General features: G+C 72.4%; 21 protein-coding genes. 11 read left to right on the top strand and 10 right to left on the bottom strand.

Going from position 1 to position 23,067, the window contains the following annotated elements; translation table 11 throughout:
* Nucleotides 1–13 precede the first annotated feature (13 nt).
* From ACQPYE_RS19795 to ACQPYE_RS19780, 4 genes are all read left to right on the top strand, one after another.
* On the top strand, nt 14–730 hold the full coding sequence (locus ACQPYE_RS19795) for an MBL fold metallo-hydrolase (protein WP_498713216.1): 717 nt from the start codon (nt 14–16) through the stop codon (nt 728–730).
* Nucleotides 731–1,231: 501 nt separating this feature from the next.
* Nucleotides 1,232–2,140 carry a glycosyltransferase family 2 protein gene (locus ACQPYE_RS19790; RefSeq protein ID WP_498713214.1) on the top strand — a complete coding sequence of 303 codons (909 nt, stop codon included), beginning with the start codon at nt 1,232–1,234 and terminating at the stop codon, nt 2,138–2,140.
* A 6-nt stretch (nt 2,141–2,146) separates the two neighbouring features.
* Nucleotides 2,147–3,826 (top strand): hypothetical protein, encoded by a 1,680-nt coding sequence (locus ACQPYE_RS19785; RefSeq protein ID WP_498713212.1) that lies wholly within the window; start codon nt 2,147–2,149, stop codon nt 3,824–3,826.
* A gap of 106 nt (nt 3,827–3,932) precedes the next feature.
* A complete protein-coding gene (locus ACQPYE_RS19780; protein WP_498722949.1) occupies nt 3,933–4,298 on the top strand; it encodes a VOC family protein in 366 nt (121 codons plus the stop codon).
* A 10-nt stretch (nt 4,299–4,308) separates the two neighbouring features.
* Here ACQPYE_RS19780 and ACQPYE_RS19775 read toward each other — a convergent pair whose 3' ends face one another.
* Entirely contained in the window at nt 4,309–4,584 is a 276-nt protein-coding gene (locus ACQPYE_RS19775) for an ArsR/SmtB family transcription factor (RefSeq protein ID WP_498713210.1), read from the bottom strand.
* Nucleotides 4,585–4,703: 119 nt separating this feature from the next.
* Here ACQPYE_RS19775 and ACQPYE_RS19770 point away from each other — a divergent pair, with 119 nt between their 5' ends.
* Nucleotides 4,704–5,858, top strand: coding sequence for a site-specific integrase (locus ACQPYE_RS19770; RefSeq protein WP_498713208.1), 1,155 nt, complete (start codon nt 4,704–4,706; stop codon nt 5,856–5,858).
* A 344-nt stretch (nt 5,859–6,202) separates the two neighbouring features.
* Here ACQPYE_RS19770 and ACQPYE_RS19765 read toward each other — a convergent pair whose 3' ends face one another.
* The 3 genes from ACQPYE_RS19765 to ACQPYE_RS19755 are packed head-to-tail and all read right to left on the bottom strand — an operon-like array spanning nt 6,203 to nt 8,779.
* On the bottom strand, nt 6,203–6,898 hold the full coding sequence (locus tag ACQPYE_RS19765; protein ID WP_498713206.1) for a histidine phosphatase family protein: 696 nt from the start codon (nt 6,896–6,898) through the stop codon (nt 6,203–6,205).
* Between the two features lie 10 nt (nt 6,899–6,908).
* Nucleotides 6,909–7,733 carry an undecaprenyl-diphosphate phosphatase gene (locus ACQPYE_RS19760; protein WP_498713204.1) on the bottom strand — a complete coding sequence of 275 codons (825 nt, stop codon included), beginning with the start codon at nt 7,731–7,733 and terminating at the stop codon, nt 6,909–6,911.
* Nucleotides 7,730–8,779: an LLM class F420-dependent oxidoreductase gene (locus ACQPYE_RS19755; protein WP_498713202.1), complete on the bottom strand. Its 1,050-nt coding sequence runs from the start codon at nt 8,777–8,779 to the stop codon at nt 7,730–7,732. Before ACQPYE_RS19755 ends, ACQPYE_RS19760 begins: the two co-directional genes overlap by 4 nt.
* A gap of 140 nt (nt 8,780–8,919) precedes the next feature.
* Between ACQPYE_RS19755 and ACQPYE_RS19750 the strand changes: the two genes are divergently transcribed.
* The gene (locus ACQPYE_RS19750; RefSeq protein WP_498713200.1) at nt 8,920–9,885 is read left to right on the top strand and encodes an aldo/keto reductase; all 966 of its coding nucleotides are present in this window, start codon (nt 8,920–8,922) and stop codon (nt 9,883–9,885) included.
* Nucleotides 9,886–9,933: 48 nt separating this feature from the next.
* Here the strand turns inward: ACQPYE_RS19750 and ACQPYE_RS19745 are convergent, their stop codons facing one another.
* Nucleotides 9,934–11,019: a M48 family metalloprotease gene (locus tag ACQPYE_RS19745; protein WP_498713198.1), complete on the bottom strand. Its 1,086-nt coding sequence runs from the start codon at nt 11,017–11,019 to the stop codon at nt 9,934–9,936.
* A gap of 169 nt (nt 11,020–11,188) precedes the next feature.
* Here ACQPYE_RS19745 and ACQPYE_RS19740 point away from each other — a divergent pair, with 169 nt between their 5' ends.
* A complete protein-coding gene (locus ACQPYE_RS19740) occupies nt 11,189–12,151 on the top strand; it encodes a YncE family protein (protein ID WP_498713197.1) in 963 nt (320 codons plus the stop codon).
* On the top strand, nt 12,148–12,363 hold the full coding sequence (locus tag ACQPYE_RS19735; protein WP_123741564.1) for a DUF5703 family protein: 216 nt from the start codon (nt 12,148–12,150) through the stop codon (nt 12,361–12,363). Before ACQPYE_RS19740 ends, ACQPYE_RS19735 begins: the two co-directional genes overlap by 4 nt.
* A gap of 158 nt (nt 12,364–12,521) precedes the next feature.
* Here ACQPYE_RS19735 and ACQPYE_RS19730 read toward each other — a convergent pair whose 3' ends face one another.
* Genes ACQPYE_RS19730 through ACQPYE_RS19720 form a run of 3 tightly spaced genes read right to left on the bottom strand, consistent with a single transcriptional unit; the run spans nt 12,522 to nt 16,966 of the window.
* Entirely contained in the window at nt 12,522–13,625 is a 1,104-nt protein-coding gene (locus tag ACQPYE_RS19730) for an SWIM zinc finger family protein (RefSeq protein WP_498713194.1), read from the bottom strand.
* Nucleotides 13,622–16,360, bottom strand: a complete 2,739-nt coding sequence (locus ACQPYE_RS19725; protein WP_498713192.1) for an SCO1167/SCO6262 family helicase — start codon at nt 16,358–16,360, stop codon at nt 13,622–13,624. The genes ACQPYE_RS19730 and ACQPYE_RS19725 overlap by 4 nt, the downstream gene beginning before the upstream one ends.
* A 24-nt stretch (nt 16,361–16,384) precedes the next feature.
* On the bottom strand, nt 16,385–16,966 hold the full coding sequence (locus ACQPYE_RS19720) for a PadR family transcriptional regulator (protein ID WP_498713190.1): 582 nt from the start codon (nt 16,964–16,966) through the stop codon (nt 16,385–16,387).
* A gap of 83 nt (nt 16,967–17,049) precedes the next feature.
* On the opposite strand from ACQPYE_RS19720, the gene ACQPYE_RS19715 reads away from it, so the two are divergent.
* Both ACQPYE_RS19715 and ACQPYE_RS19710 read left to right on the top strand, forming a co-directional pair.
* Nucleotides 17,050–18,207, top strand: coding sequence for a winged helix DNA-binding domain-containing protein (locus ACQPYE_RS19715; protein ID WP_498713188.1), 1,158 nt, complete (start codon nt 17,050–17,052; stop codon nt 18,205–18,207).
* On the top strand, nt 18,204–18,656 hold the full coding sequence (locus tag ACQPYE_RS19710) for a GNAT family N-acetyltransferase (protein WP_498713186.1): 453 nt from the start codon (nt 18,204–18,206) through the stop codon (nt 18,654–18,656). Before ACQPYE_RS19715 ends, ACQPYE_RS19710 begins: the two co-directional genes overlap by 4 nt.
* Nucleotides 18,657–18,853: 197 nt before the next feature.
* Here ACQPYE_RS19710 and ACQPYE_RS19705 read toward each other — a convergent pair whose 3' ends face one another.
* Both ACQPYE_RS19705 and ACQPYE_RS19700 read right to left on the bottom strand, forming a co-directional pair.
* Nucleotides 18,854–19,630, bottom strand: coding sequence for a putative protein N(5)-glutamine methyltransferase (locus ACQPYE_RS19705; protein WP_498713184.1), 777 nt, complete (start codon nt 19,628–19,630; stop codon nt 18,854–18,856).
* Nucleotides 19,631–19,778: 148 nt separating this feature from the next.
* Nucleotides 19,779–20,567: a TetR/AcrR family transcriptional regulator gene (locus tag ACQPYE_RS19700; protein WP_498713182.1), complete on the bottom strand. Its 789-nt coding sequence runs from the start codon at nt 20,565–20,567 to the stop codon at nt 19,779–19,781.
* Between the two features lie 77 nt (nt 20,568–20,644).
* Between ACQPYE_RS19700 and ACQPYE_RS19695 the strand changes: the two genes are divergently transcribed.
* A complete protein-coding gene (locus tag ACQPYE_RS19695) occupies nt 20,645–22,906 on the top strand; it encodes an ATP-binding cassette domain-containing protein (RefSeq protein WP_498713179.1) in 2,262 nt (753 codons plus the stop codon).
* Nucleotides 22,907–23,067: the final 161 nt, after the last annotated feature.

Here is a 23,067-nt window from a genome sequence, read left to right as displayed (position 1 = left end):
GTCACACTGTCGCGTGACCTTCCGCCTCACCGTCCTGGGCACCGCCACGCCCTACCCCCGCCCCGGCAACCCCTGCTCCGGCTACCTGCTGCGCAGCGAGCACACCGCCGTGTGGGTCGACGCCGGCCCCGGCACGCTCGCCGAGCTGCAACGCCACCACCGCCCCGACCTCATCGACGCGGTCTGGATCTCCCACACCCACGCCGACCACGCCGCCGACCTGCTGCCCTACTACTACGCGCTGCTGTTCGCCGACCACCAACCCCACGCACCCATCCCGCTCTACGGCCCACCCGGACTCGCCGACCGACTCGAGACCTTCCTCGCCGGCGCGTCACCCAACCCCGCCTCCGCCGCGTTCGACGTCCACGAACTCCACGACGGCCACCGCGCCGAGATCGGCGACCTCACCCTCACCAGCCGCGCCGTCGAGCACGGACTGCCCGCCTTCGGCCTGCGCGCCACCCACGACGACGCCGTGTTCGCCTACTCCGGCGACACCGGCCCCTGCCGCGCCCTCGACGACCTCGCCGACGGCGCCGGCCTGTTCCTGTGCGAAGCCGACGGCGGCGGACCACACCACTGCTCCCCCGAGGACGCCGCCGCGGCCGGCCGCCGCGCCCGCCGCCTCCTGCTCACCCACGTCGGCCACACCGTCGGCACCGTCGAAGCCGCCGAACGCGCCCGCGCCGCCGTCGCACGACCCGGCGAAACCTTCACGATCAGATGACCCACGAGGTGGAATCCGCACACCGCACACCTCGGACACCGACACCATCCGCGAACAACGAAGAATCCCCCACGACCAAGACGCCGCATAACCCGACAAGGTTGCATTACCCGCAACACACACCGGGTAAATCGCAGCCGAAAGTCACCACACCGCCACCACAACGCACAACACCACCACCTTTCAAACGAACGACCCACCACCCCACCAGGCCGTTCACCCCACCACCACCGACCACGAATGACCCACGACCGCCACGAACACGTAACCCACGCACCCACGACCAACACACCACGCCCCACCACACCCAACCCCACGCGGGGGCAAGATGTCCGCCCTCACCACGCACACAGTAGGCTGCGTCGTCGCCACCTCTGGATAGCCGGAATCCCCGGTGCACGGGTGGAACCACAGCGGGGCCAACACGCAAGGGGAAGGGCGTGGCAAGGGGATGGGCGCACCACACGGCAGAAGCCTGATCGCCGGTCGCACGAGGCAACCATGAACGGCATCGACATCATGCTCCCCCACTACGGGGACATCTCCTACCTCAAGACCGCCGTGCGCAGCGTCATCGCCCAGGACGACGACAACTGGCGCCTCACCGTCATCGACGACAGCGTCACCGACAACGACCTCCCCACCTGGTTCGACGCACTGCGCGACCACCGCGTCCGCTACCGCCGCAACGACCGCAACCTCGGCATCAACGCCAACTTCCAGCAGTGCCTCGACCTCGCCGAACGCGACTTCCTCGTCGTCATGGGCTCCGACGACGCCCTGCTGCCCAACTACGTCAGCACCATCCGCCGCACCGCCCAGCGCTACCCCCACGCCGACGTCGTCCAAGCCGGCGTCGAAGTCATCGACAACAACGGCCACGTCGTCAAACCCCTCACCGACCGCGTCAAGCGCAACCTCTACGCACCCGACACCTCCACCCCCAAGGTGATGGGCGGCGAAGACCTCGTGGTCAGCCTCCTGCGCGGCAACTGGACCTACTTCCCCTCCCTGTGCTGGCGCCGCGAAGCCCTCAAAGACCTCGGCTTCCGCCCCGGCCTCAGCGTCGTGCTCGACCTCGCCCTCATGCTCGACCTCCTCGAACGCGGCGGACAACTCGTCGTCGTCCCCGACCTCTGCTTCCAGTACCGCCGCCACGACGCCAGCGTGTCCTCCTCCCTGGCCACCCTCGGCGGACGCTTCACCGAAGAACACGACTTCTTCCTCGACGTCGCCCAGCACATGGAGCACATCGGCTGGCACCGCGCCGCCAAAGCCGCCCGCCTGCACCTGTCCTCCCGCCTGCACGCCCTGCTCATGCTGCCCGGCGCCGTCACCGCCAGGCAGACCGCCAGCGCCAAACTCCTCGTCCGCCACGCATTCGGAACCACCAAACCCGTGAGGAAGTGATCTACGGTGCTGTCGACCGCGCCAGAACAACCGCCGCGGACCAGCTCCGAGCCCACCCCGCCACCGCCGCCCACCACCGCACAACCCCGCCGAGGCCGGCTCTTCGCCGCCGAAGCCGTCGTGTCCGTGGCCGCCGCGGCGCTGACGGTGGTGCTCGCCCGCCGCGTCGAAGTCAACCCGCTCGACCGGATCGGCCAGGTCAGCGGCCTCGCCGGACTCCAACTCCGCTACGCCCTCATCGCCCTCGTGCTGCTGACGCTCGTCGTCATCACCACCCGCGTCCGCTGGGCCGCCCACGCACCCACCGCCCGCCGACTCGCCGCCGCCGCCGCCGCAGGCCTGTTCAGCGGCCTCGTCGCCGGCGCGATCACCATCGCCCTGCGCGGCACCTCATGGGGCCTGTTCGCCCTCTACGGCGACGCCGGCACCCTCAGCGACTGGGCACACGTCCTCATGGACACCGGCACCATGAAACCCGACTACCCACCGGGCTGGATCCACGTGATCGCCTGGTACTCCGAACTCACCGACACCGCACCCGAGAACGCCCTCAAACCCCTGCAGATCGTCGGCACCGCCCTCTTCGGCCCCGTCGCCTACCTGGCCTGGCGACTGCTGCTGTCCCCCCTGTGGGCACTCGCCCTCGGCGTGCTCCCCGCCATCGTGCTGATCGAGCCGTACAAGCCCTACACCACGATCATGCTCGTCGTGATGGTCCCCGTCCTGCTCGCCCTGCTCCGCCGGCTCCGCCGCGCCGGCGACACCACCTGGCGCGGCATCGTCCTGCCCGCCATCGGCTTCGGACTCGCCCTCGGCCTGATCTTCCTCACCTACTCCGGCTGGTTCGTCTGGTCCGCACCCGGCATCGTGGTCGCCGCGCTCGTGCTGTTCCCCTGGCGCACCGGCTGGGCCAAGGGCCTCACCCTCCTCGCCATCACCACCGGCGTCTTCGTCGCCGTGTCCTCCCGCCACCTCTTCGGCCTCCTGAACGCCTCCGGCTCGGTCAAGGACCGCTACTTCTACTGGGACACCTGGTCCGAACCCGCCTACATCGCCATGTGGCGCACCGACCTCCCCGGCACCACCGGCCCCTGGCCACCACCCGGCGAGATCGGCGGCGTCGGACTGTTCACCATCTTCGCCCTCGTCGGCCTGGCCACCGCGATCGCCGTCGCACGCAGCCGGACCATCGTCATCACCCTCACCTGCGTCTTCGCCGGCGCCTGGCTGCTGCGCTTCCACTTCGGCTCCCAGATGTACGCCGCCGACGCCGTGCAGCTCTACCCCCGCAGCACCGCCGAACTCCTCTACTGCCTGCTCCTGCTCACCGGCTTCGCCGCCTACTACGGCGTGCGCCGCTTCGACACCGTCGACCGCGTCCGCACCGCGCTCTCCTCACCCTCGCTCGGCCTCGGCGCGCTCGTGGCGGTGTTCCTGCTCCTGGCCTCCGCGGGCTCCTCCATCGGCGACCGCTACATGCCCCGCGTCGACAACTCGCTCGGCATCCTGGCGACCGCCTCCCACCTGACCAGGCAGACCGACGGCAACTGCCCGGCCTACAACCACACCCTGGGCAAGGGCTGCTACACGAAGAACGACCCGCGCTACCACCTGGCGCTGCGCGAACTGGCCCAGTTCAGCCCCAAGCCGGGCGAACTGCCGCACCACAGCTCCGCGGACGAGTGACCGCGAGCGCGTGACGGTGGGGGCGGTCGGAGACATCCGGCCGCCCCCACCGCCGTCTTGGCCGGACGTGCGCGGGTCCCCCGGCCGGGGGAAGATCGAGACCGTGATGAAGCTGACCGCGACCGTCCTCGACGCGCCCGACGCCCAGTCCCTCGCCCGCTTCTACGGCGAGCTGCTCGGCTGGCCCCTCCGTGACGACGAGCCGGGCTGGGCCACGCTGCGCCCGTCCGACGGTGGCGCCGGGCTGTCGTTCCAGACCGAGCCCGACTACCGCCGCCCCACCTGGCCCGCCTCCGACGGCGACCAGCGGATGATGGCACACCTGGACATCAAGGTGGACGACCTCGAAGCAGCCGGGACACGGGCGGTCGCGGCGGGCGCCACGCTCGCCGACTTCCAGCCGCAGGAAGGCGTGCGCGTCTACCTCGACCCGGCGGGCCACCCGTTCTGCCTCTTCCTCCAGGGCTGGTGACCGTCCGGCGTCAGGGCGGCCCGATCGCCCGGGTGATGGAGTCCAGGACGCCGGGGAACCGGTGCTCCATCTCGGAGCGCCGCAGCTCGTGGGTGCGGTAGCTGCCCTGCGGCGTCACGCGCAGCACCCCGGCCTCGCGGAGCACCTTCAAGTGGTGCGACAGCGTCGACATGCCGACCGGCACGTCGAACTGCCCGCACACGATCCCGCCCGACCGGGCCAACTCGGCCACGATCCGCAATCGGACCGGATCCGCGAGCGCGCTGAGCACGGTCGCGAGACGCATGTCTTCCACGTCCGGGTGTTGTAGAGCGCGCACGGTCTCGCATAGTACCGACTTCGGACAGGTGGTCTATTAGTCCACACTGAAGATATTAAGGTTATGAACAGTGTTAGGATGACCGCGTGACCTTGCCGGAGCCGGTGCGCGCGGAACTCGACCGCGTGCGGCACGCGGCGTTGGTGGACTTCGCCGCCTTGGAGCAGGTGCGCCGCCGCTTCGACGCGGAGCAGGCCGACGCCTTGTCGGGCTACCTGCGCGCCGCCCAGTCGGCCAACACCCTGCGGGCCTACCGCTCGGACTGGGTGGGGTGGGCGGCGTGGTGCGAAGCCGAGGGGCGGGTGGCGCTGCCCGCGGACCCGGTGGACGTGGCGGTGTACCTGGCGGTGGCGGCGGACACGACGAAAACCGACGGCTCCCCCGCGTTCGGCCCGTCCACCCTGGAGCGCAAGGCGGCGGCGATCGCCGCGGTGCACGCGGCCGGCGGCCTGCCCTCCCCCACCCGGTCGGACGTCGTGCGGTTGACGTTGCGCGGCATCCGCCGCACCCGGCAGGCGCAGCCGAAGCGCAAGCGGCCGGTGCTGCTGGGCACGTTGGAGGCGTTGTTGGCGGAACTGCCGCCGCCGGGCTGGCCCACCGGGGTGGCACGACGGCGTGACGCCCTGCTGCTGCTGGTGGGGTTCGCGGGCGCGTTGCGGCGCAGCGAGCTGGCGGCGGTGGCGTTGCAGGACGTCACGGTGGACGTGGACCCGCGCACGCACGAGCCGCTGCTCCTGGTCGAGCTGGGCGTGACGAAGACCGACCAGACCGGCGCGCACCGGCAGCGCGTGGTGCTCCCCCGCGGCGCTCGGCGGCCGACGTGCCCGGTGTGCGCGTACGCGGACTGGGTGGACGTGCTGACGGTGCCGGAGCCGCGGGCGTTGTTGCAGGACGAGGGCGAGCCGTCGGCGACGCACCGCTGCCACTCCTACCGGCCCGGCCCGGCGCGGGGCCCGCTGTTCCCCTCGGTGAGCCGGCACGGGCGGTTGGGCGGCCGGTCGATGTCGGACCGGGCGGTGTCGGACGTGGTGAAGCGGTACGTGGCGCGGGCCGGGCTGGACCCGGCGCTGTTCGGCGGGCACTCGTTGCGGGCGGGCTTCGCCACGCAGGCGGCGCTGGGCGGCGCGAGCGACCGGGAGATCATGCGGCAGGGCCGCTGGACGAACCCGCGCACGGTGCACCGCTACATCCGCACCGCGAACCCGTTGGAGGACAACGCGGTCACCCGCCTCGGACTGTGATCAAGAGCGCACGGTGGGTCATTAACTTCTAACACCTCCGGTCCTTCCGGGCGGAACCGAACGGCCCAGCGGGTTAGGGCGTCAGACCGCTTGCGCGGTTTGTTTCCGCGGTGTTTCCACCTGCGTTGAGCTGCGATTATGGTCGCTTCGAGGGCACGGGCGGGCGGGCTGACCTGCGCAAGGGGCGTGGCGTCGCCGGGCGTCCAGCCCGCAAGAGGACGTTTACCCGCGCTTTGACGCCAATACGATCGTCCCCACGAGGCCGACCGCCCCGGCCAAGCGCACCGTGGCCCCCGGACTACCCTGCACTGTCCGGGGGCCACGCGCTGCTCGCGGCACCGGTGTCAGCCGCCGGTCGCGCCGCCCACGACGGCATCGGAGGACGGCGGCTCCTCGGTCTTCTCCGGCGGCGGCGCCAGCACGGACAGGTCGCCGCCGTTGTCGTTCACGCGCAGCACGAACGGCCGGGTCTCGGTGTACTGGACGACGGACACCGACGCGGGGTCGACGACGATGCGCTGGAACCCGTCGAGGTGCACGCCGAGCGCGTCGGCGAGGACGGCTTTGATGACGTCGCCGTGGCTGCACGCGAGCCACACGGCGCGGGGTCCGTGCTCGGCGGTCACGCGGGCGTCGTGCGCCCTGATCGCGGCCACGGCACGTGCCTGCACGGTCGCGAGGCCCTCCCCGTCGGGGAACACCGCGGCGGACGGGTGCTGCTGCACGACCGACCACAGGGGCTCGGCGAGCAGCTCCCTGATCTCGCGCCCGGTCCACTGGCCGTAGTCGACCTCGGCGAGGTCCGGTTCGACCACGGCGTCGAGGCCCAGCCGGTCGAGCAGCGGCGCGAGGGTCTGCCGGCAGCGTTCCAGCGGCGAGGTCACCACGGCGGCGACGGGCACGCCGGCGAGTCGGTCGACCAGTGCGGAAGCCTGCTCCACGCCCCGGTCCGACAGCGCCACACCGGGTTGGCGGCCCGCGAGGACGCCCGCTCCGTTGGCGGTGGAGCGGGCGTGTCGCAGCAGGATCACGGTAGCCACGGGGCCAACCCTATGTCGGGTTGATGAGCCCCATCGACAGCAGCCCCATCAGGACGATGCCGAGCAGCAACCGGTACCACACGAACGCCGAGTAGCTGTGCTTGGAGACGTAGCGCAGCAGCCAGGCGATGGTGGCGTAGCCGACGACGAACGAGATCACCGTGGCGACGATCATCTGCGGGACCGAGGCGGCGTTGGGTTCGGCGCGTTCGAGCACGTCCGGGATGCTGAAGATGCCCGCGCCGAACACCGCGGGCAGGGCCAGCAGGAACGAGTATCGGGCCGCCGCGGCGCGGTCCAGGCCGAGGAACAGGCCCGCGGTGAGCGTGCCGCCGGAGCGGGACACGCCGGGGATCAGCGCCATGGCCTGCGCCAGACCCATGCCCACCGCGTCCTTGAGCTGCAACTTGTCCCGCACGTGCGAGGCGAACTGGTCGGCCAGCCCGAGCAGCAGGCCGAACACGATCAGCATCGTCGCGGTGATCCACAGGTTGCGCAGCGAGGACCGGATCTCGTCCTTGAACAGGTAGCCCAGCACGCTGATCGGGATGGACCCGATGATCACGTACCAGGCCATCCGGTAGTTCTCGCTCGCGCGGGCGGCCTTGCTGAACAGGCCCTTGAACCAGGCGCCGATGAAGTTGCCGATGTCCTTGGCGAAGTAGATCAGCACGGCCACTTCGGTGCCCAGCTGGATGACCGCCGTGAACGACGCGCCCGCGTCGTTGCCGAAGAAGAGCGTGGAGACGATCCTGATGTGACCCGACGAGGAAATGGGCAGGAATTCCGTGAGTCCTTGGACGAGTCCGAGGACGATGGCCTGCAACCAGCTCAACTACCCACTCCTGCCAGATCCAGAGCTTCGGTCGCCGTGCGGAGCGCGGCGATCCCCTGCTCGAGATCTTGCAGCATGGGCGAAAGGGTGAGCGTGGTGACCCCCGCTTCGGCGTAGGCGCGCATCCGGTCGGCGATGCGCTCCTTGGTCCCGAGCAGGGAGGTGCCGTCGAGGAAGCCCAGCGGGAGGGCGGCCATGGCGCCGTCGTGGTCGCGGGCGAGGTAGCGGTCCTGGACCTCGGCGGCCTCGGCGGCGAAGCCCATGCGCGCGGCGTTGTCGTTGTAGAAGTTCTTCTTCCGGCTGCCCATGCCGCCGACGTAGAGCGCCGCGTACGGCCGGATCCGGTCGGCGCAGGCGCGCCAGTCCTCGCCGACGACCATCGGCACGGTGGCGGCGATGTCGTACCCGTCGAGGGTCTTGCCCGCCTTCTCGCGGCCGGCCTTGAGGGAGGCGAGCGCGTCGCCGGAGTGCTCGGGCGAGAAGAACAGCGCGAGCCAGCCGTCGGCGATCTCGCCGGCCAGCTCGACGTTCTTCGGGCCGACGGCGGCCAGGTAGACCGGGATGTGCTCGCGCACGGGGTGCACGGTCAGCTTGATGGCCTTGCCTGGGCCGTCGGGAAGCGGCAGCGTGTAGTGCTCGCCGTCGTAGGACAGCCGCTCGCGGCGCAGGGCGGCGTTGACGATGTCGACGTACTCGCGGGTGCGGCCCAGGGGCTTGTCGAACCGCACGCCGTGCCAGCCCTCCGACACCTGCGGTCCGGACACGCCGAGGCCGAGCCGGAACCGGCCGCCGGACAGCGAGTCCAGGGTGGCGGCGGTCATCGCGGTCATCGCCGGCGTCCGCGCGGGGATCTGCAGGATCGCGCTGCCCACGTCGACGCGCGTGGTCTGCGCGGCCACCCACGCCAGGACCGTGGGCGCGTCGGAGCCGTAGGCCTCGGCGGCCCACACCACCGAGTAGCCGAGCCGGTCGGCTTCCCTGGCCAGTTCGAGGTTCGCGGCGTCGTTGCCCGCGCCCCAGTACCCGAGGTTCAGTCCCAGTCGCACGACCCGGACCCTACCGGTCGGTAACCTGGTTGGCCAGGGCGACCCACCCGGCGGGGTGTCCCCGATCGTGATGGGATTCGGCCTTGACAAGCGCGCGCCACGGGCCGCCGGACTGTCGATCACCCCTTAGGCTCCCCCGCGTGGAACAGCGATACCTCGGGCGCAGCGGACTGCGGGTCTCCCGGATGGCACTGGGCACGATGACCTGGGGCCGGGACACCGACGCGGACGAGGCGGCCACCCAGCTGCTCGCCTTCACCGAGGCGGGCGGCACGCTGGTGGACACCGCCGACGTGTACGTGGAGGGCGAGAGCGAGCGGATCCTGGGCGGCCTGCTGGGCGAGGTCGTGCCGCGCGACGAGCTTGTGATCGCGACGAAGGCGGTGGCGCGGCGCAACGACGGCCCGTTCGGCGGCGGCGCGTCGCGCGGCGCCCTGCTGCACGCGCTGGACGGGTCGCTGCGCCGGTTGGGCGTGGAGCACGTCGACCTGTGGCAGCTGCACGCGTGGGACGTGAACGTGCCGCTGGAGGAGACGCTGTCGGCGTTGGACACGGCGGTGGCGTCGGGCCGGGTCCGCTACGCGGGGGTGTCGAACTACTCCGGCTGGCAGCTGGGCACGGCGGCGGCGCTGCCCGGGCACACGCCGCTGGTGTCGACGCAGGTGGAGTACTCGCTGCTGGAGCGGGGCGTGGAGCGCGAGGTGGCGCCGGCGGCGCAGCACCACGGTGTCGGGCTGCTGCCGTGGGCGCCGTTGGGGCGTGGCGTGCTGACCGGCAAGTACCGCAACGGCACGCCGTCGGACTCGCGGGGCGCGTCGGCGCACTTCGCCGGGTACGTGGAGCAGCACCGCACGGAGCGGGCGGCGCGGATCGTGCAGGCGGTGTCCACGGCGGCGGACGGGTTGGGCACGAGCGCGCTGTGCGTGGCGCTGGCGTGGGTGCGCGACCGGCCGGGCGTGGTGGCGCCGGTGGTGGGCGCGAGGGACACGGGCCAGCTGCTGGGGTCGTTGGCGGCGGAGGAGCTGACGTTGCCGCCGGCGATCCGGGCGGCGTTGGACGACGTGAGCGCGGTGGAGTTCGGCTATCCCGAACGGCCGCTGGTCTGACCCGGTCGTCGTGCCGACGGAGGTCGGCGGGGTCGTGGTGCCGGGCCATCAGCGCGACGTGGGGCCGTCGAGCAGCTGGTCGTCCACCAGCCGGAACCACTCGCGCACCCCGCCGAGCCGGTCTTCGAGCCAGGTGGCGACGTCGGCGGCGAGGTCGAGGGCGCGGGGTGTGCGGACGTGGCCGGCGAGGTGCTCGACGAGGGTCTGGATGCGCCGCACGGGCGGCGGGTGGTTGCCCGCGAACGGGACGGTGAGGCCGAGCTCGTCGGCGAGCCGGTCGGTGACCTCGTGCAGGAACAGCACCAGCAGCACCGCCCCGACCAGGCACGGTTCGTGCGCCTCCAGCTCGCGGTGCCCCAGGTCGTCCAGGGTGCGCAGCATGATCGTGGCGGCGACGCGGTCGGCCTCGTGCTCGCGCGGCCAGCCGACGGACTGGGCGTCGAGCGGGCCGACCGGGGTGTGTGGGTCGGTGCGGCGGCGGGCGTGCACCAGGTGCCCGGACAGCACGTGCCCGACCTCGTGCGCCAGCACGAACTGGGTGCCGCGCCGGACCATCAGCGAGACCAGCGCGGCGCGTTGCCCGGACAGCTCGGGCAGCCGCCGCGCCTGGACCGCGCCGTTGCCGTACAGGTGGGCGTTGACGGCCTCGGCCAGGGCGTAGGTCGCCTGCTCGGGGGTCAGCAGCGGCGGCGTGCCGTAGTTCGGCAGCGCCCCGGTCATGATCTTCAGCACGGTGTCGAGCAGGTCCAGCAGCGAGGTGTTGACCAGCACGAGCACACCGCGGCCGGGCACGGGCACGCTGAGCGCGTCGAGGGTGCCGGTGGGGAACACGCCCGCGAGCACCGGGGTGGCGGTGTCCCGGCCGGTGGCGCGGGCCAGGTGCAGCACCTCGGGTTGCAGCGCGTCGAGGGTGCGCTGCTGGTCGCGCAGGTGCGCGGGCCGGTAGGCGGAGGGCCGGACCCGCACGTCGACCAGCCGCGTGAGCAGGGCGGACAGCGGCTCGGCGGCCACCTGGGTCCACGTGTGGTAGCGCGCGGGGGTGTCGGCGGGGCGCGCCGGCGGGTCGAGGTGGTCGGCCACCCGCCGGTCCCGCAGCAGTTGCACGTGCCGGTTCCGCAGCTCCTCGACCGTCATGGCGACGCCTCCGTTCCCCTGGGATAGTCGTCGGGAAAGGCCCGGAGGTACGGGAGGAGCGCGACTATCACCTGCCCAGACCAACGACAACACCCGCCCCCTGCGTGACGACGGCGGTCCGGTGATGGATGCTGGGAGGGCTGAACGGGGTCGACTGGGAGGTCCGACGTTGCGCCGACTGGCGGCGGTAGTGCTCACCGGGGTCGCGTTGGTCTCGGGCTGTGCGACCGAGGAGAACCCGGCCGATCCGCTGCAGCTCGCGGCGACGTTGGAGCCCGCGCGGCCCGCCGCCTCCCCCGAGCAGGCCGGCGCCCCGCAGGGCCGGGTGCTGCCTTCGGGGCGGGCGACGGCGGTCGCGGTCGCGGGCGGTCGGGTCGCGGTCGCGGTGGCCGATCCGCCCTCGGTGGCCTTCTACCCCGTCGACACGCTGAGTGATCCGGTGGTGGTGCCGTTGCCCGGTCCGGCGGAACGGCTGGTGACCGTCGGTGACGCGGTGGAGGCGGTGGTGCCCGCCGGTGTCGTGGTGACGATCCGGCCGGACGGCACGACGTCGCACCGCGCGGTGGACGGCGCCCCGGTGGACGTGGCGCGGGTGGGCGACCGGACGTTGGTGGCGCAGCGCGACCTGCGGCAGGTGTCGGTGGACGGGCACGTCGTGCGCGGCATCTCCAGCCCGGACCGGCTGGTCGCGGTGGACGGCGCGGCGGTGGTGCTGGACCGGCCGCGCAGCGCGGTGTTCGACCTGGACCCGACCGCCGACGGCCCGGGCGCGGGGTTGCGCGCCGGCGAGGGCGCGACGAACGCGGTGGCCGACCGGTTCGGCCGGGTGCTGGTGGTGGACACGCGCGGTGGTGAGCTGATGGCGTTCTCCACCGGTCCGTTGATCATGCGGTTGCGCTACCCCGTGCCGGGTGGCCCGTACGGGATGGCCTACGACGAGACGCGTGACCTGGTGTGGATCACGCTCACGGAGCGCAACGAGGTGGTGGCGTTCGACGTCGCCGGCGCGGAGCCGGTGGAGGAGCACCGGTTCGCCACGGTCCGCCAGCCGGACTCGGTGGCGGTCGATCCAGGCAGCGGGCGCGTGTTCGTCGCGTCCGGGGACGGCGCGGGGATGCAGGTGATCGGATGACGGGCGACGGGGTGGTCGACGGGGATTGGGAGTACCGGCCGCTGCGGCTGCCGGCCGGTGTCTCCCGCCGCACGGCGACGACGCAGCTGGCGATCCACGCGGAGTTCGCCGGGTGGGAGCTGTCGCGGACGTTGCTGTTCGGCGACGGTTCGCGCAAGGTGTGGCTGCGCCGCAAGCGGACGGCCGCCGTGATGCCGGGCGTGATCACCTAGGGCCGGGTGCGATCCCGGCAGACGACCACCACACCTGTGGTACCACAGGTGTGGTGGAGCGGGCTCGAACTGCGGTTACTTCCCCTGATCCGTCCGTTGTGGATGGTTGCGGAGGTCGGCGGCGACCTCTTCCGCGTGCTCCGGTCAGCGGTGTCGGGTCAGTCGGTGTCGATGTCGGTGAGCGCGGCGGTGGGGTCGCGGTGTGGTGTGCCGGTCGGCCACCAGTCGCCGTCGGTGGCGCGGTAGGGGTACCAGCGGCCGTCGCGGCCGTAGCGGACTTGTCGGTTGTGGACGGTCCAGCGGTTGCGCCACACGGTGGGTTCGGGCAGCTCGCCGCTGTCCCAGGCGGCGCGGGCGCGGGCGGTGTCGGCCTTGCCGGGGGTCCAGGGTTGTTCGAGGACGTCGAGGGCGGTGCCGCCGCCTTGTCGCCAGGCGCGGACGGCTCGCGGGTCGGCGTCGAGGCGGTCGCGCAGGGCGGGGTGGGCGGCGGCCATGCGGATGTGGTCGCGGCGGTCGTCGGGCGCGGGCCACTGGCCGGTGGCGAGCACCTCGCGGGCCTTGGCGGCGGCGTCGGCGACGAGCAGCCGCAGCACGTCGACGTCGAGGCCGGGCGCGGGTTCGAACTCGGGCAGCGGGCCGAGGTCGGCGGGCGGCGGGTCCTCGGGCAGGTCGGCGACGGGTCGGTCGTAGGCGGCGGTGGCGAGGACGCCGGCGGTGGGTCGGGCGCCGGCGACGACTTCGTCCTGGTCGCGTCCGCGCAGGAGCAGCAGGACCCAGGGGTCGGCGTCGAGCAGCCAGGACGCCTGGTGGCACAGCGCGGCGGCGTGGCGGCAGGGCAGTTCCCAGCCGGGGCAGGTGCACTCGGGGTCGAGGTCGCCGATGCCGGGCAGGAGCGGCACACCCGCGTCGGCGGCGGCGTCGGCGAGTTCGCGGGGCATCTCGTGGTCGAGCAGCGCGGCGAGGTGCCCGGCCTTGGTGGCGATCTGGCCGAGGAACCGGTTCCACTCGGCGTCGCTGAGCGGGGTGAGGTGGACGGAGGTCCGGTAGGTGTCCTCGGTGTCGTAGACGGTGGCGGCGATGCGGCCGGGGCTGACGGTGATGGTGCCGACGAGCCCGGCGTGGGCGTACTTGCGGCCCTGTCGCAGCGGCGCCTGGTCCAACGAGGTGTCCTCCAGGGCCTGCAGCCACGCCTTGCCCCACCAGGAGCGGGCCTGGCGCACGCCCTTGCCGAACGCGGGGAAGCCCTTGACGCGGTCGCTCATGTGCCGCTCCGGAGTTCGACCAGGTTGCCCAGTTCGTCGTCGGACAGTTCGGTGAACGCGGCGTCGCCGCGGGACAGGACGGAGTCGGCGAGGTCGCGCTTGGCGCGCAGCATCGCGGCGATGCGGTCCTCGATGGTGCCCTCGGCGATGAGCCGGTGCACCTGCACGGGCCGGGTCTGGCCGATGCGGTGGGCGCGATCGGTGGCCTGGTCCTCCACGGCGGGGTTCCACCAGCGGTCGTAGTGCACGACGTGGTCGGCGCGGGTGAGGTTGAGTCCGGTGCCCGCGGCTTTGAGGGAGAGCAGGAACACCGGGCACTCGCCGTCCTGGAAGCGGCGCACCATGTCCTCGCGGGCGGGCACGGGTGTGCCGCCGTGCAGGAGTTGGCTGGGGATGCCGCGGCCGGCGAGGTGGCGCTCGATGAGGCGGGCCATGGCGACGTACTGGGTGAACACGAGCACCGCGCCGTCCTCGGCGAGGATGGTGTCGAGCAGTTCGTCGAGCAGTTCGAGCTTGCCCGACCGGCCGGCGAGCTTCGGCGAGGTCTCCTTGAGGTACTGGGCGGGGTGGTTGCAGACCTGCTTGAGGCCGGTGAGGAGCTTGACGATCCGGCCGCGGCGGGCGATGCCGTCGGCTTCGCGGACCTCGGCCATGAGCTCCCGCACGACGGCCTCGTAGAGCGCGGCCTGTTCGCGGGTGAGGGCGACGGGCTGGTCGGTCTCCGTCTTCGGCGGCAGTTCGGGCGCGATGCCGGGGTCGGTCTTGCGGCGGCGCAGCAGGAAGGGCCGCACGAGCCGGGCGAACCGCCGCGCGGCCTCGTGGTCGTGGTCGCCCTCGATGGGGCCGGCCCAGCGCGCCGTGAACTCCGGCCTGGTGCCGAGCAGGCCCGGGGTGGTCCAGTCGAGGATCGCCCACAGCTCCGAGAGCGTGTTCTCCACGGGGGTGCCGGTGAGGGCGACGCGGGCGCGGGCGGGGATGCGGCGCAGTGCCTTGGCGGTGTCGGAGGCGGGGTTCTTCACGTGCTGCGCCTCGTCGGCGACGACCAGGCCCCAGTCGACGTCGGCGAGCCGGTCGGCGTCCAGGCGCATGGTGCCGTAGGTGGTGAGCACGAAGCCCTCGTGCGCGACGTCGCGGCGGGGGCCGTGGAAGCGGCGGACGGGCACGCCGGGCGCGAAGCGCTCGATCTCGCGCTGCCAGTTGCCCATCAGCGACGCGGGGCAGACCACGAGGGTGGGTCCCGGGTCGCGGTCGGCGCGGTGCAGGTGCAGCGCGATGAGGGTGATGGTCTTGCCCAGGCCCATGTCGTCGGCCAGGCACGCGCCGAGGCCGAGCGAGGTCATGCGGTCCAGCCAGCGCAGGCCGTGCAGCTGGTAGTCGCGCAGGGTGGCGCGCAGCGCGGGCGGCGCGGGGACGGGGTCGTCGTCGAGGTCGGCGAGCCGGGACCTCAGCTCGTCCAGCCAGCCGGTGGCGGCGACCTCGACCTCGACGCCGTCGACGCGGGTGGTGCCGGTCAGGGCCGCGCCGAGCGCGTCGATCGCGGTGACGGGCTTGAGGGCGCGTTCGCGGGCGCGGCGGGCCAGTTCGGGGTCGACCAGGGTCCAGCGGTCGCGCAGCCGCACGACCGGCCGGGTGGCCTCGGCGAGCCGGTCGAGCTCGTCGGGGGTGAGCGGGTCGTCGCCCAGGGCGAGCTGCCAGTTCACCGAGGTGAGCTGGTCGGGGCCGAAGAACGCGTGGCCGGGGGAGGCGGGCACGTCGGTGGGGCGTTCGCCGATGACGACCTTGGCCGACAGGTCGCGCACCAGGTCCTTGGGCCAGTGCACGTCCACGCCGGCGCCGGCCAGGCGGACCGCGCCGGTGACGAGCAGGTGCTCCACGTCGGAGTCCAGCAGGACGACCTCGTCGGGCACGGGCTGGTCGAGCAGCCGCTCCAGGGGCGTCCAGGCGCGGGCGGCGCGGCGCAGCGCGATCATGGCGTCGGCCCGGGACCGCTGGTTGGCCGAGGCCCACAGCTCGGCGGCGTCGACCACGCGGGCCGGGTCGGCGAGGCTGTGCACCTGCACGACGGCGCGGAACGGGCCGAAGCCCTCGACGCGCAGCGAGATGCGCACGCCCTGGTCGGCCCAGTCCCTCAGGTGCGGCACCCGCTGGGGAGCCATCGCGGCGAACGCGGGCGCGCCGGCGGCGTGCACGGCCGCCGCGCCGCGCGGCATGGTGTCGGCGACGGCGTCCAGGAACGCGCGCAGCAGCGGTTCGGCGTCGGGCAGTTCGAGCGGCTCGCGACCCGGCAGCGGGACGGCCCGGGCGTGCGCGGGCATCGCGTCGGCCAGGTCGCGCACGCGGGCGTGGTCGGCGGCGTCGAGCGGGCCGAGCAGCCACGCGTCGAAGTCGCCGTCGGTGACCGCCGGGCGCACCCGGCCGCGGGCGACCAGCTGCAAGGCCACCACCACGGCCGCGCCCCAGAACGCGGTGGCGGGGTGGGCGTGGGGTGCGCGGCGGGCGCGGCTGAGCAGCGGCACGGCTTCGATCACGGGCAACCGCAGGGCGGGGACCGTCCGCCGGGTCCCGTCGGGTGCGGCGATGGTGAGCCGGTCGGGACCGGGGGTGCCGACCGCGGCGGAGGTCCGCTGGTCGGGCGCGGCGCCGGCGGCGGGAGTCGGGTCCTGGGCGGGGTAGAAGGCGATGGTGGACGTGCGTGGCGGGTCGGCTGCCTCGAAGACGGCCGCGTACCGCTCCAACCCTGTGTTCAGCGCTCCCCCTCGCTACTCAAGTTTGAGTATAACCCAGCTGCCGGGCGTGCCGGGCGATCCCGGCTCGCCCGCCATCGGGTAGGCCCCCGCTTCGAGGCGGTCGACCAGGCCCCGCGTCCACTCCGCCCCGCTGGACGCGATGTGCTCGGACAGCCCGTACAGCTCCTTGACGTGCGACGGCTCGCCCCACTCCCCCGCCTGCTCGCGGGCCGCGTCACGCCGCGCCTCCAACGCCGCCAACCGCTCGGTGAGCAGGCCGACGGCCTCCTCCCGCGACAGCGACGGCAGCAGCGCCAGCCCGGCGGCCAGCAGGTCGGGCCGCGTCTCCGGGCGGCGCAGCGCGTCGCGCAGCAGCTTGCGGTACTCGGCCTCCCCCACGGGGGTGATCTCGTAGTCCGTGCGGCCCGGAGGCACGGAGTGGTCGGCGAGGCAGCCGTCCTTGGTGAGCTGCTTGAGCGCGTGGTAGATCGAGCCCCACTTGACGTTGGCCCACTCACCCGCGCCCCACGACATCAGGTCGTTGCCGATCAGGTAGCCGTGGGCGCGCCCGTAGCCGCGCACCACCCCGAGCACCAGCAGCCGTGTTGCCGACATCGCGTCCTGCGTCCTCGTCCGGCGGTATCCGGGTTCCGCGATCCCGGTTTCGCCGATCAGGGTAGATCGCCGAGGATGGGCCGGTGACGCTCGCCAAGATCGACGACGCCCAGCGGCGGGCCCGCCTCGGCGTCCGACACCTGCCGACCACCCGTGCCACCGCCGTCGAGGACGTGGTCGACGCGCTGGTCGGCCTGCACGCCACCGACCCGGCCACCGTGTTCCTGTCCGCGTGCGCCCGCCTGGAGCGGCCCTCGGTGGCGGAGGTGGAGGCCGCGTTCTACGACCGGCGCACGCTCGTCCGGCTGCTGTGCATGCGCCGCACCATGTTCGCCGTCACCGCCGCGACCGCGCCCGTGGTGCGGGCCGCCGCCGGCGCCGCCGTCGCCGCGAAGGAACGGCAGAAGCTGCTCGCCTACCTCGCCGAGGGCGTCGGCTGGGACGCCGACCGCCTCGCCGAGGTCGAGCGGGCCACCCTGGAGGCGCTGCGGCAGCGCGGCGAGGCCACCGCCGTCGACCTCACCCGCGACGTGCCCGCGCTGCTCGAACAGGTCGTCGTCGCGGCAGGCAAGCCCTACGAGACCCGCCAGAACGTGTCCAGCCGCGTCATCCGAGTCCTGGCCGCCGACGGCCTGATTCGCCGCGGCCGTCCCCTCGGCACGTGGCTGAGCACCCGGTTCCGCTGGGCACCCGCCACGCCGTGGCCCGAGCTCGACCCCGCCGACGCCCGCGCCGAACTGGCCCGCCGCTGGCTCGCCTCCTACGGCCCCGGCACCGAGGCCGACCTCAAGTGGTGGACCGGCTGGAACCTCGGTCACACCCGCGCGGCCCTCGCCGCGGCGGGCGCCGTCGCGGTCGAGCTGTCCACCGGCGCCGGCTACGTCCTGCCCGACGACATCGAGCCGGTCGAGGAGCCCGAGCCGCGGGCCGCGCTGCTGCCGGCACTGGATCCGACGCCGATGGGGTGGCAGGCTCGCGGCTGGTACCTCCCCGACCGGCACCGACCACGCCTGTTCGACACCATGGGCAACGTCGGCCCGACCGTGTGGTGGAACGGCGCGGTCGTCGGCGGGTGGTCCCAGCGCGCCGACGGCGGACTGGTGTGGGAACTCCTTGAGGACGTCGGCGCGGACGCGGAGGCCGCGATCGCCCGCGAGGCGGACCGGTTGGCGTCCTGGCTCGGCGGGGTGCGCGTGATCCCCCGCTTCCGGACACCGTTGGAGAAGGAGTTGGCGAGATGATCCTGTTGCGGAGGGTGGACGACGGAGCGGTCGAACGGCTGCTCGGGCTCGCGGTGGCCGACACCGACCCCGGCGACGTGATGCCACCGGGCTGGACGGTCGACCGGTCCGACGAGTTCCGCGAGTTCTACCGCGGCTTCCAGGACGACGCCTACGAGATCGTGGAGGACGACCGCACCGTCGGCATGGTCCGGCTCACCGCCGGCGGCGAGACCGGCATCTGGGTCGCCCGCTGCGCCCGCGGCAACGGCGTCGGCCTCGCCGCGCTGCGCCGCGTGATCGAGGAGGCGCCACGACGCGGCGTCACCACGATCGTCGCCGACACCACCGCCGACAACATCGCCGCCATGACCGTCCTGCGGAAGGCCGGCGCCACCCTCGACGTCGACGGCGCCCGCGTGGTCGCGCGCATCACGGTGCCCGTCGAACCGCCACCGGACCCCGCCTGACTCCCCCGAGCCGCCGAGGACTTCCGCGAGGCCTTGCCGCGCGTGATCGACAGCCCGGTGGTCGTGCGACACGACGCCTCCTCGCGGCCGGGACCTGAGGACCCGGTCCGTCACGTGGCGGACTTGCGGAGCTTGGCGTGCAGCGCGCGCGTCGGGCGACCGGCCCGAGGTCCTGCACCACGTCCACGAACGCGGTTCTAGGGCCAGACCGAACCGATCACTGCGGTCGCCGACAACTCCTCGTCCGACACGACCTCACCGCGCAACCCACCGGCCGCGAACGCCTCCACCGTCCCCGCCGCCTGCCGCGCACCCGTCTCCACCAGCAACCGCCCGCCCGGCGCCAACCACCGCGCCGCGTCCGCGATCACCCGCCGCTGCACGTCCAGACCGTCCGCCCCGCCGTCCAACGCCACCCGCGGCTCGTGCTCACGCGCCTCCGGCGGCATCAACCCGATCGCCTCCGTCGGCACGTAAGGCGCATTCGCCACCAGGACGTCGACCCGACCCACCAACGACACCGGCAACGGCTCGTAGAGGTCACCCGCGTACACCCGGTCCCGCCCATCGCGGCCGACACCCACGTTGCGACGAGCACAAGCCACCGCCGCCGGATCCACGTCCACCGCGTGCAACTCCACCCCGGCCACCCGATCGACCACCGCCGCGCCCACCGCGCCCGAACCGCAGCACAGGTCCACCACCACCGAACCCGGCCGCGCCACCCCCACCGCCAGGTGCACCAGGAACTCGGTGCGCCGACGAGGCACGAACACCCCCGGGTCCACCGCCACCCGCAACCCGCAGAACTCCGCCCACCCCACCACGTGCTCCAACGGCAACCCGGCCACCCGCCGCGCCGTCAACAACTCCAACTCCTCCGGACCGCGCGCGGCGGCCACCAACAACCGCGCCTCGTCCTCGGCGAACACACACCCGGCCGCGCGCAACCGCGCGACAACATCAACATCCATGGGAACGAACGCCTCTCGCGTGAAACCCGAGGGCGCCCCTCACACCGCCACGACGCGGTCGGGAGCGACCCGATGCACACCAGCAGAAATGGGTCCCACCTCCCTCGTCCGCGCCAACCGCCACACCGTATATCACCGCGCCCCGCACTCAGCCCCCGCCGGCGCGCGCACGCGCCACCGCCGCCTCCACACCGTCCAACAACACCTCCAACCCCGTCACGAAGTTCCCCACCGCGTCCCGCTCCAGGTACGGCACGTCCTCCTCCCCCGCCACCACCGGCGGCTCCTCCGCGCCCAACCACGCCGACAGCGGGAACCGCTCCGCGAAGTCCGGCGCCACCTCCTCGAACAGCTCCGACCGCGAGAACCACCACTCCTCGTCCGTCATCCCCGTCTCCCGCGCCGCCCGCCGCGCCTCCGCGATCACCCCCGCCGCACCGCGCACGAACTGCACCACCGCGCCCACCACACCCCGCAGCACCGACACGTCCAACCCCGTCGGCCGCAGGATCCGCAACAACACCTCCAGCAGCACGAACTCGTTCGGCCCCAGCACCGGCCGCGCCTGCGACACCTGCAACACCCACGGGTGCGCCAGGAAGAACACCCGCGCGTCCTCCGCCCACGCCCGCAACGCCACCCGCCAGCCGTCGTCCAACGCGTACTCCGACGGCAACTCCCCCAGCACCCGGTCGTACATCAGGTCCACCAACTCCGCCTTGCTCGGCACGTACGTGTACAACGCCATCGCCGAACGCCCCAACCGCTCACCCACCGCGCGCATCGACAACGCCGCCATGCCGTCCCGGTCCGCCACCTCGATCGCCGCGTCCACGATCACGTCCACCGACAGACCCGACCCCGCGCCACCACCCGGCGCACGCCACAGCAGTCGCATCGACCGACCCGCGTCACCCTGCCCGGCGAAGACGGCCACTTGCCCACCCCTTACAGCGTAAAGTACGGTGCCGCGAGTACTTTACGCCATAAACAAAGCAGGGGGAAAGCCAGGCGATGGCCGCACCAGCAGACAGCCACGACGTCATCCAAGTACGCGGCGCCAGGGAGAACAACCTCGCCGACATCTCCGTCGACATCCCCAAACGACGACTCACCGTCTTCACCGGCGTCTCCGGCTCCGGCAAGTCCTCCCTCGTCTTCGGCACCATCGCCGCCGAGTCCCAACGACTCATCAACGAGACCTACACCGCGTTCATCCAGTCCTTCATGCCGAGCCTCGGCCGCCCCGACGTCGACGCCCTGCGCAACCTCAGCGCCGCCATCATCGTCGACCAGGAACGCATGGGCGCCAACTCGCGCTCCACCGTCGGCACCGCCACCGACGCCCACACCATGCTCCGCATCCTCTTCAGCCGCCTCGGCCAACCCCACGTCGGCACCTCCGGCGCCTTCAGCTTCAACCTCCCCGAAGGCATGTGCCCGACCTGCGAAGGACTCGGCCGCGTCTCCACCGTCGACGTCGACCAGCTCGTCGACCGCACCAAATCCCTCACCGAGGGCGCCATCACCGTCCCCGGCTTCACCGTCGACAACTGGTACGTCCAGACCTACGTCCACTCCGGCTTCTACGACCCGGGCAAGAAGCTCCAGGACTTCACCGACGAAGAGTGGGACGCCTTCCTCAACCGCGACACCACCAAGGTCAAGATCGGCAAGACCAACGTCACCTACGAAGGACTCCTGGTCAAGGTCCAACGCCTCTACCTCGGCAAGGACCGCGAGTCCATGCAACCCCACGTCCGCGCCTTCGTCGACCGCGCCGTCACCTTCACCGAATGCCCCTCCTGCGGCGGCGCGCGCCTCAACGCCGCCGCCCTCAGCGCCAAGATCGACGGCCGGAACATCGCCGACTGCTCCACCATGCAGATCAGCGACCTCGCCGACTGGGTCGCCAAGATCACCGACCCGTCCGTCGGCCCCATGCTCACCACCCTCAAGGAACTCCTCGACAACCTCGTCGAGATCGGCCTCGGCTACCTCAGCCTCGACCGACCCGCCGCCACCCTCTCCGGCGGCGAGGCTCAGCGCGTCAAGATGGTCCGCCACGTCGGCTCCGCCCTCACCGACGTCACCTACGTCTTCGACGAACCCACCGTCGGCCTGCACCCCCACGACATCCAGCGCATGAACGACCTGCTGCTCCGCCTGCGCGACAAGGGCAACACCGTCCTGGTGGTCGAGCACAAGCCCGAGACCATCGGTATCGCCGACCACGTCATCGACCTCGGTCCCGGCGCGGGCGCCAACGGCGGCCACATCACCTTCACCGGCACCGTCGACCAGCTCCGCGCCTCCGACACCCTCACCGGCCGCCACCTCGACCACCGCGCCCGACTCCGCGACCAGGTGCGCACGCCCACCGGCCTGCTGCCCATCACCGGCGCCACCCTCCACAACCTCAAGGAGGTCGACGTCGACGTCCCCCTCGGCGTCCTCACCGTCGTCACGGGCGTCGCCGGCTCCGGCAAGAGCTCCCTCATCCACGGCTCCCTGGCCGGTCGCGACGGCGTCGTCACCGTCGACCAGGCGCCCATCCGCGGCTCACGGCGCTCCAACCCCGCCACCTACACCGGGGTGCTCGACCCCATCCGCACCGCCTTCGCCAAGGCCAACGGCGTCAAGCCCGCCCTCTTCAGCGCCAACTCCGAAGGTGCCTGCCCGAAGTGCAAGGGCATCGGCCTCGTCTACACCGACCTCGCGATGATGGCCGGCGTCGCCTCCGTCTGCGAGGAGTGCGAGGGCAAGCGGTTCACCGCCGAAGTCCTCACCCACACCCTGCGCGGGCGCAACATCAGCGAAGTCCTCGGCATGTCCGTCACCGAGGCCCGCGACTTCTTCACCGAGAAGCAGGCCAAGGCGGTCCTCGACCGGCTCGTCGACGTCGGCCTCGGCTACCTCTCCCTCGGCCAACCGCTCACCACGCTGTCCGGCGGCGAGCGGCAACGGCTCAAGCTCGCCATCCACATGGCCGAGAAGGCGTCCACGTACGTCCTCGACGAGCCGACCACCGGCCTGCACCTCGCCGACGTCGACCAGTTGCTCGCCCTGCTCGACCGGCTCGTGGACGACGGCAACACCGTCATCGTGATCGAGCACCACCAGGCCGTCATGGCGCACGCCGACTGGATCATCGACCTCGGCCCCGGCGCCGGCCACGACGGCGGCCGGATCGTCTTCACCGGCACACCCGCCGACCTGGTCGAGAACGCCTCCACCCTGACCGCCCAACACCTCCGCGCCTACGTCGGTGGCTGACCGTCCTGGTTGTTTTTGGTGAAGTCTTCCTCCGGTGTCACTGTGATGCCGGAGGAGGACTAATTTTAGTCAACACTGAAGTTATCAAGAGTATTGGCCAGTGGGGCGGGCGTCACCCCATCGGGGGCTCGGCGTCGTTCGGAATACCGCAGGTCGTTCCC

The sequence above is a fragment of the Actinosynnema sp. CA-299493 genome, assembly GCF_050946825.1.
Taxonomy (GTDB): domain Bacteria; phylum Actinomycetota; class Actinomycetes; order Mycobacteriales; family Pseudonocardiaceae; genus Actinosynnema.
Note: the sequence above shows the minus strand (reverse complement) of the source record. Positions and strands in the feature narration are given on the sequence as shown.

What these genes read in the sequence shown, in the direction of transcription:
- ACQPYE_RS19790 (WP_498713214.1), top strand. Translation starts at nt 1,232, where the DNA reads ATGAACGGCATCGACATCATGCTCCCCCACTACGGGGACATCTCCTAC.
- ACQPYE_RS19705 (WP_498713184.1), bottom strand. Translation starts at nt 19,630, where the DNA reads ATGGATGTTGATGTTGTCGCGCGGTTGCGCGCGGCCGGGTGTGTGTTC.
- ACQPYE_RS19720 (WP_498713190.1), bottom strand. Translation starts at nt 16,966, where the DNA reads ATGTCGGCAACACGGCTGCTGGTGCTCGGGGTGGTGCGCGGCTACGGG.
- ACQPYE_RS19710 (WP_498713186.1), top strand. Translation starts at nt 18,204, where the DNA reads ATGATCCTGTTGCGGAGGGTGGACGACGGAGCGGTCGAACGGCTGCTC.
- ACQPYE_RS19695 (WP_498713179.1), top strand. Translation starts at nt 20,645, where the DNA reads ATGGCCGCACCAGCAGACAGCCACGACGTCATCCAAGTACGCGGCGCC.
- ACQPYE_RS19730 (WP_498713194.1), bottom strand. Translation starts at nt 13,625, where the DNA reads ATGAGCGACCGCGTCAAGGGCTTCCCCGCGTTCGGCAAGGGCGTGCGC.
- ACQPYE_RS19735 (WP_123741564.1), top strand. Translation starts at nt 12,148, where the DNA reads ATGACGGGCGACGGGGTGGTCGACGGGGATTGGGAGTACCGGCCGCTG.
- ACQPYE_RS19775 (WP_498713210.1), bottom strand. Translation starts at nt 4,584, where the DNA reads ATGCGTCTCGCGACCGTGCTCAGCGCGCTCGCGGATCCGGTCCGATTG.
- ACQPYE_RS19745 (WP_498713198.1), bottom strand. Translation starts at nt 11,019, where the DNA reads ATGACGGTCGAGGAGCTGCGGAACCGGCACGTGCAACTGCTGCGGGAC.
- ACQPYE_RS19780 (WP_498722949.1), top strand. Translation starts at nt 3,933, where the DNA reads ATGAAGCTGACCGCGACCGTCCTCGACGCGCCCGACGCCCAGTCCCTC.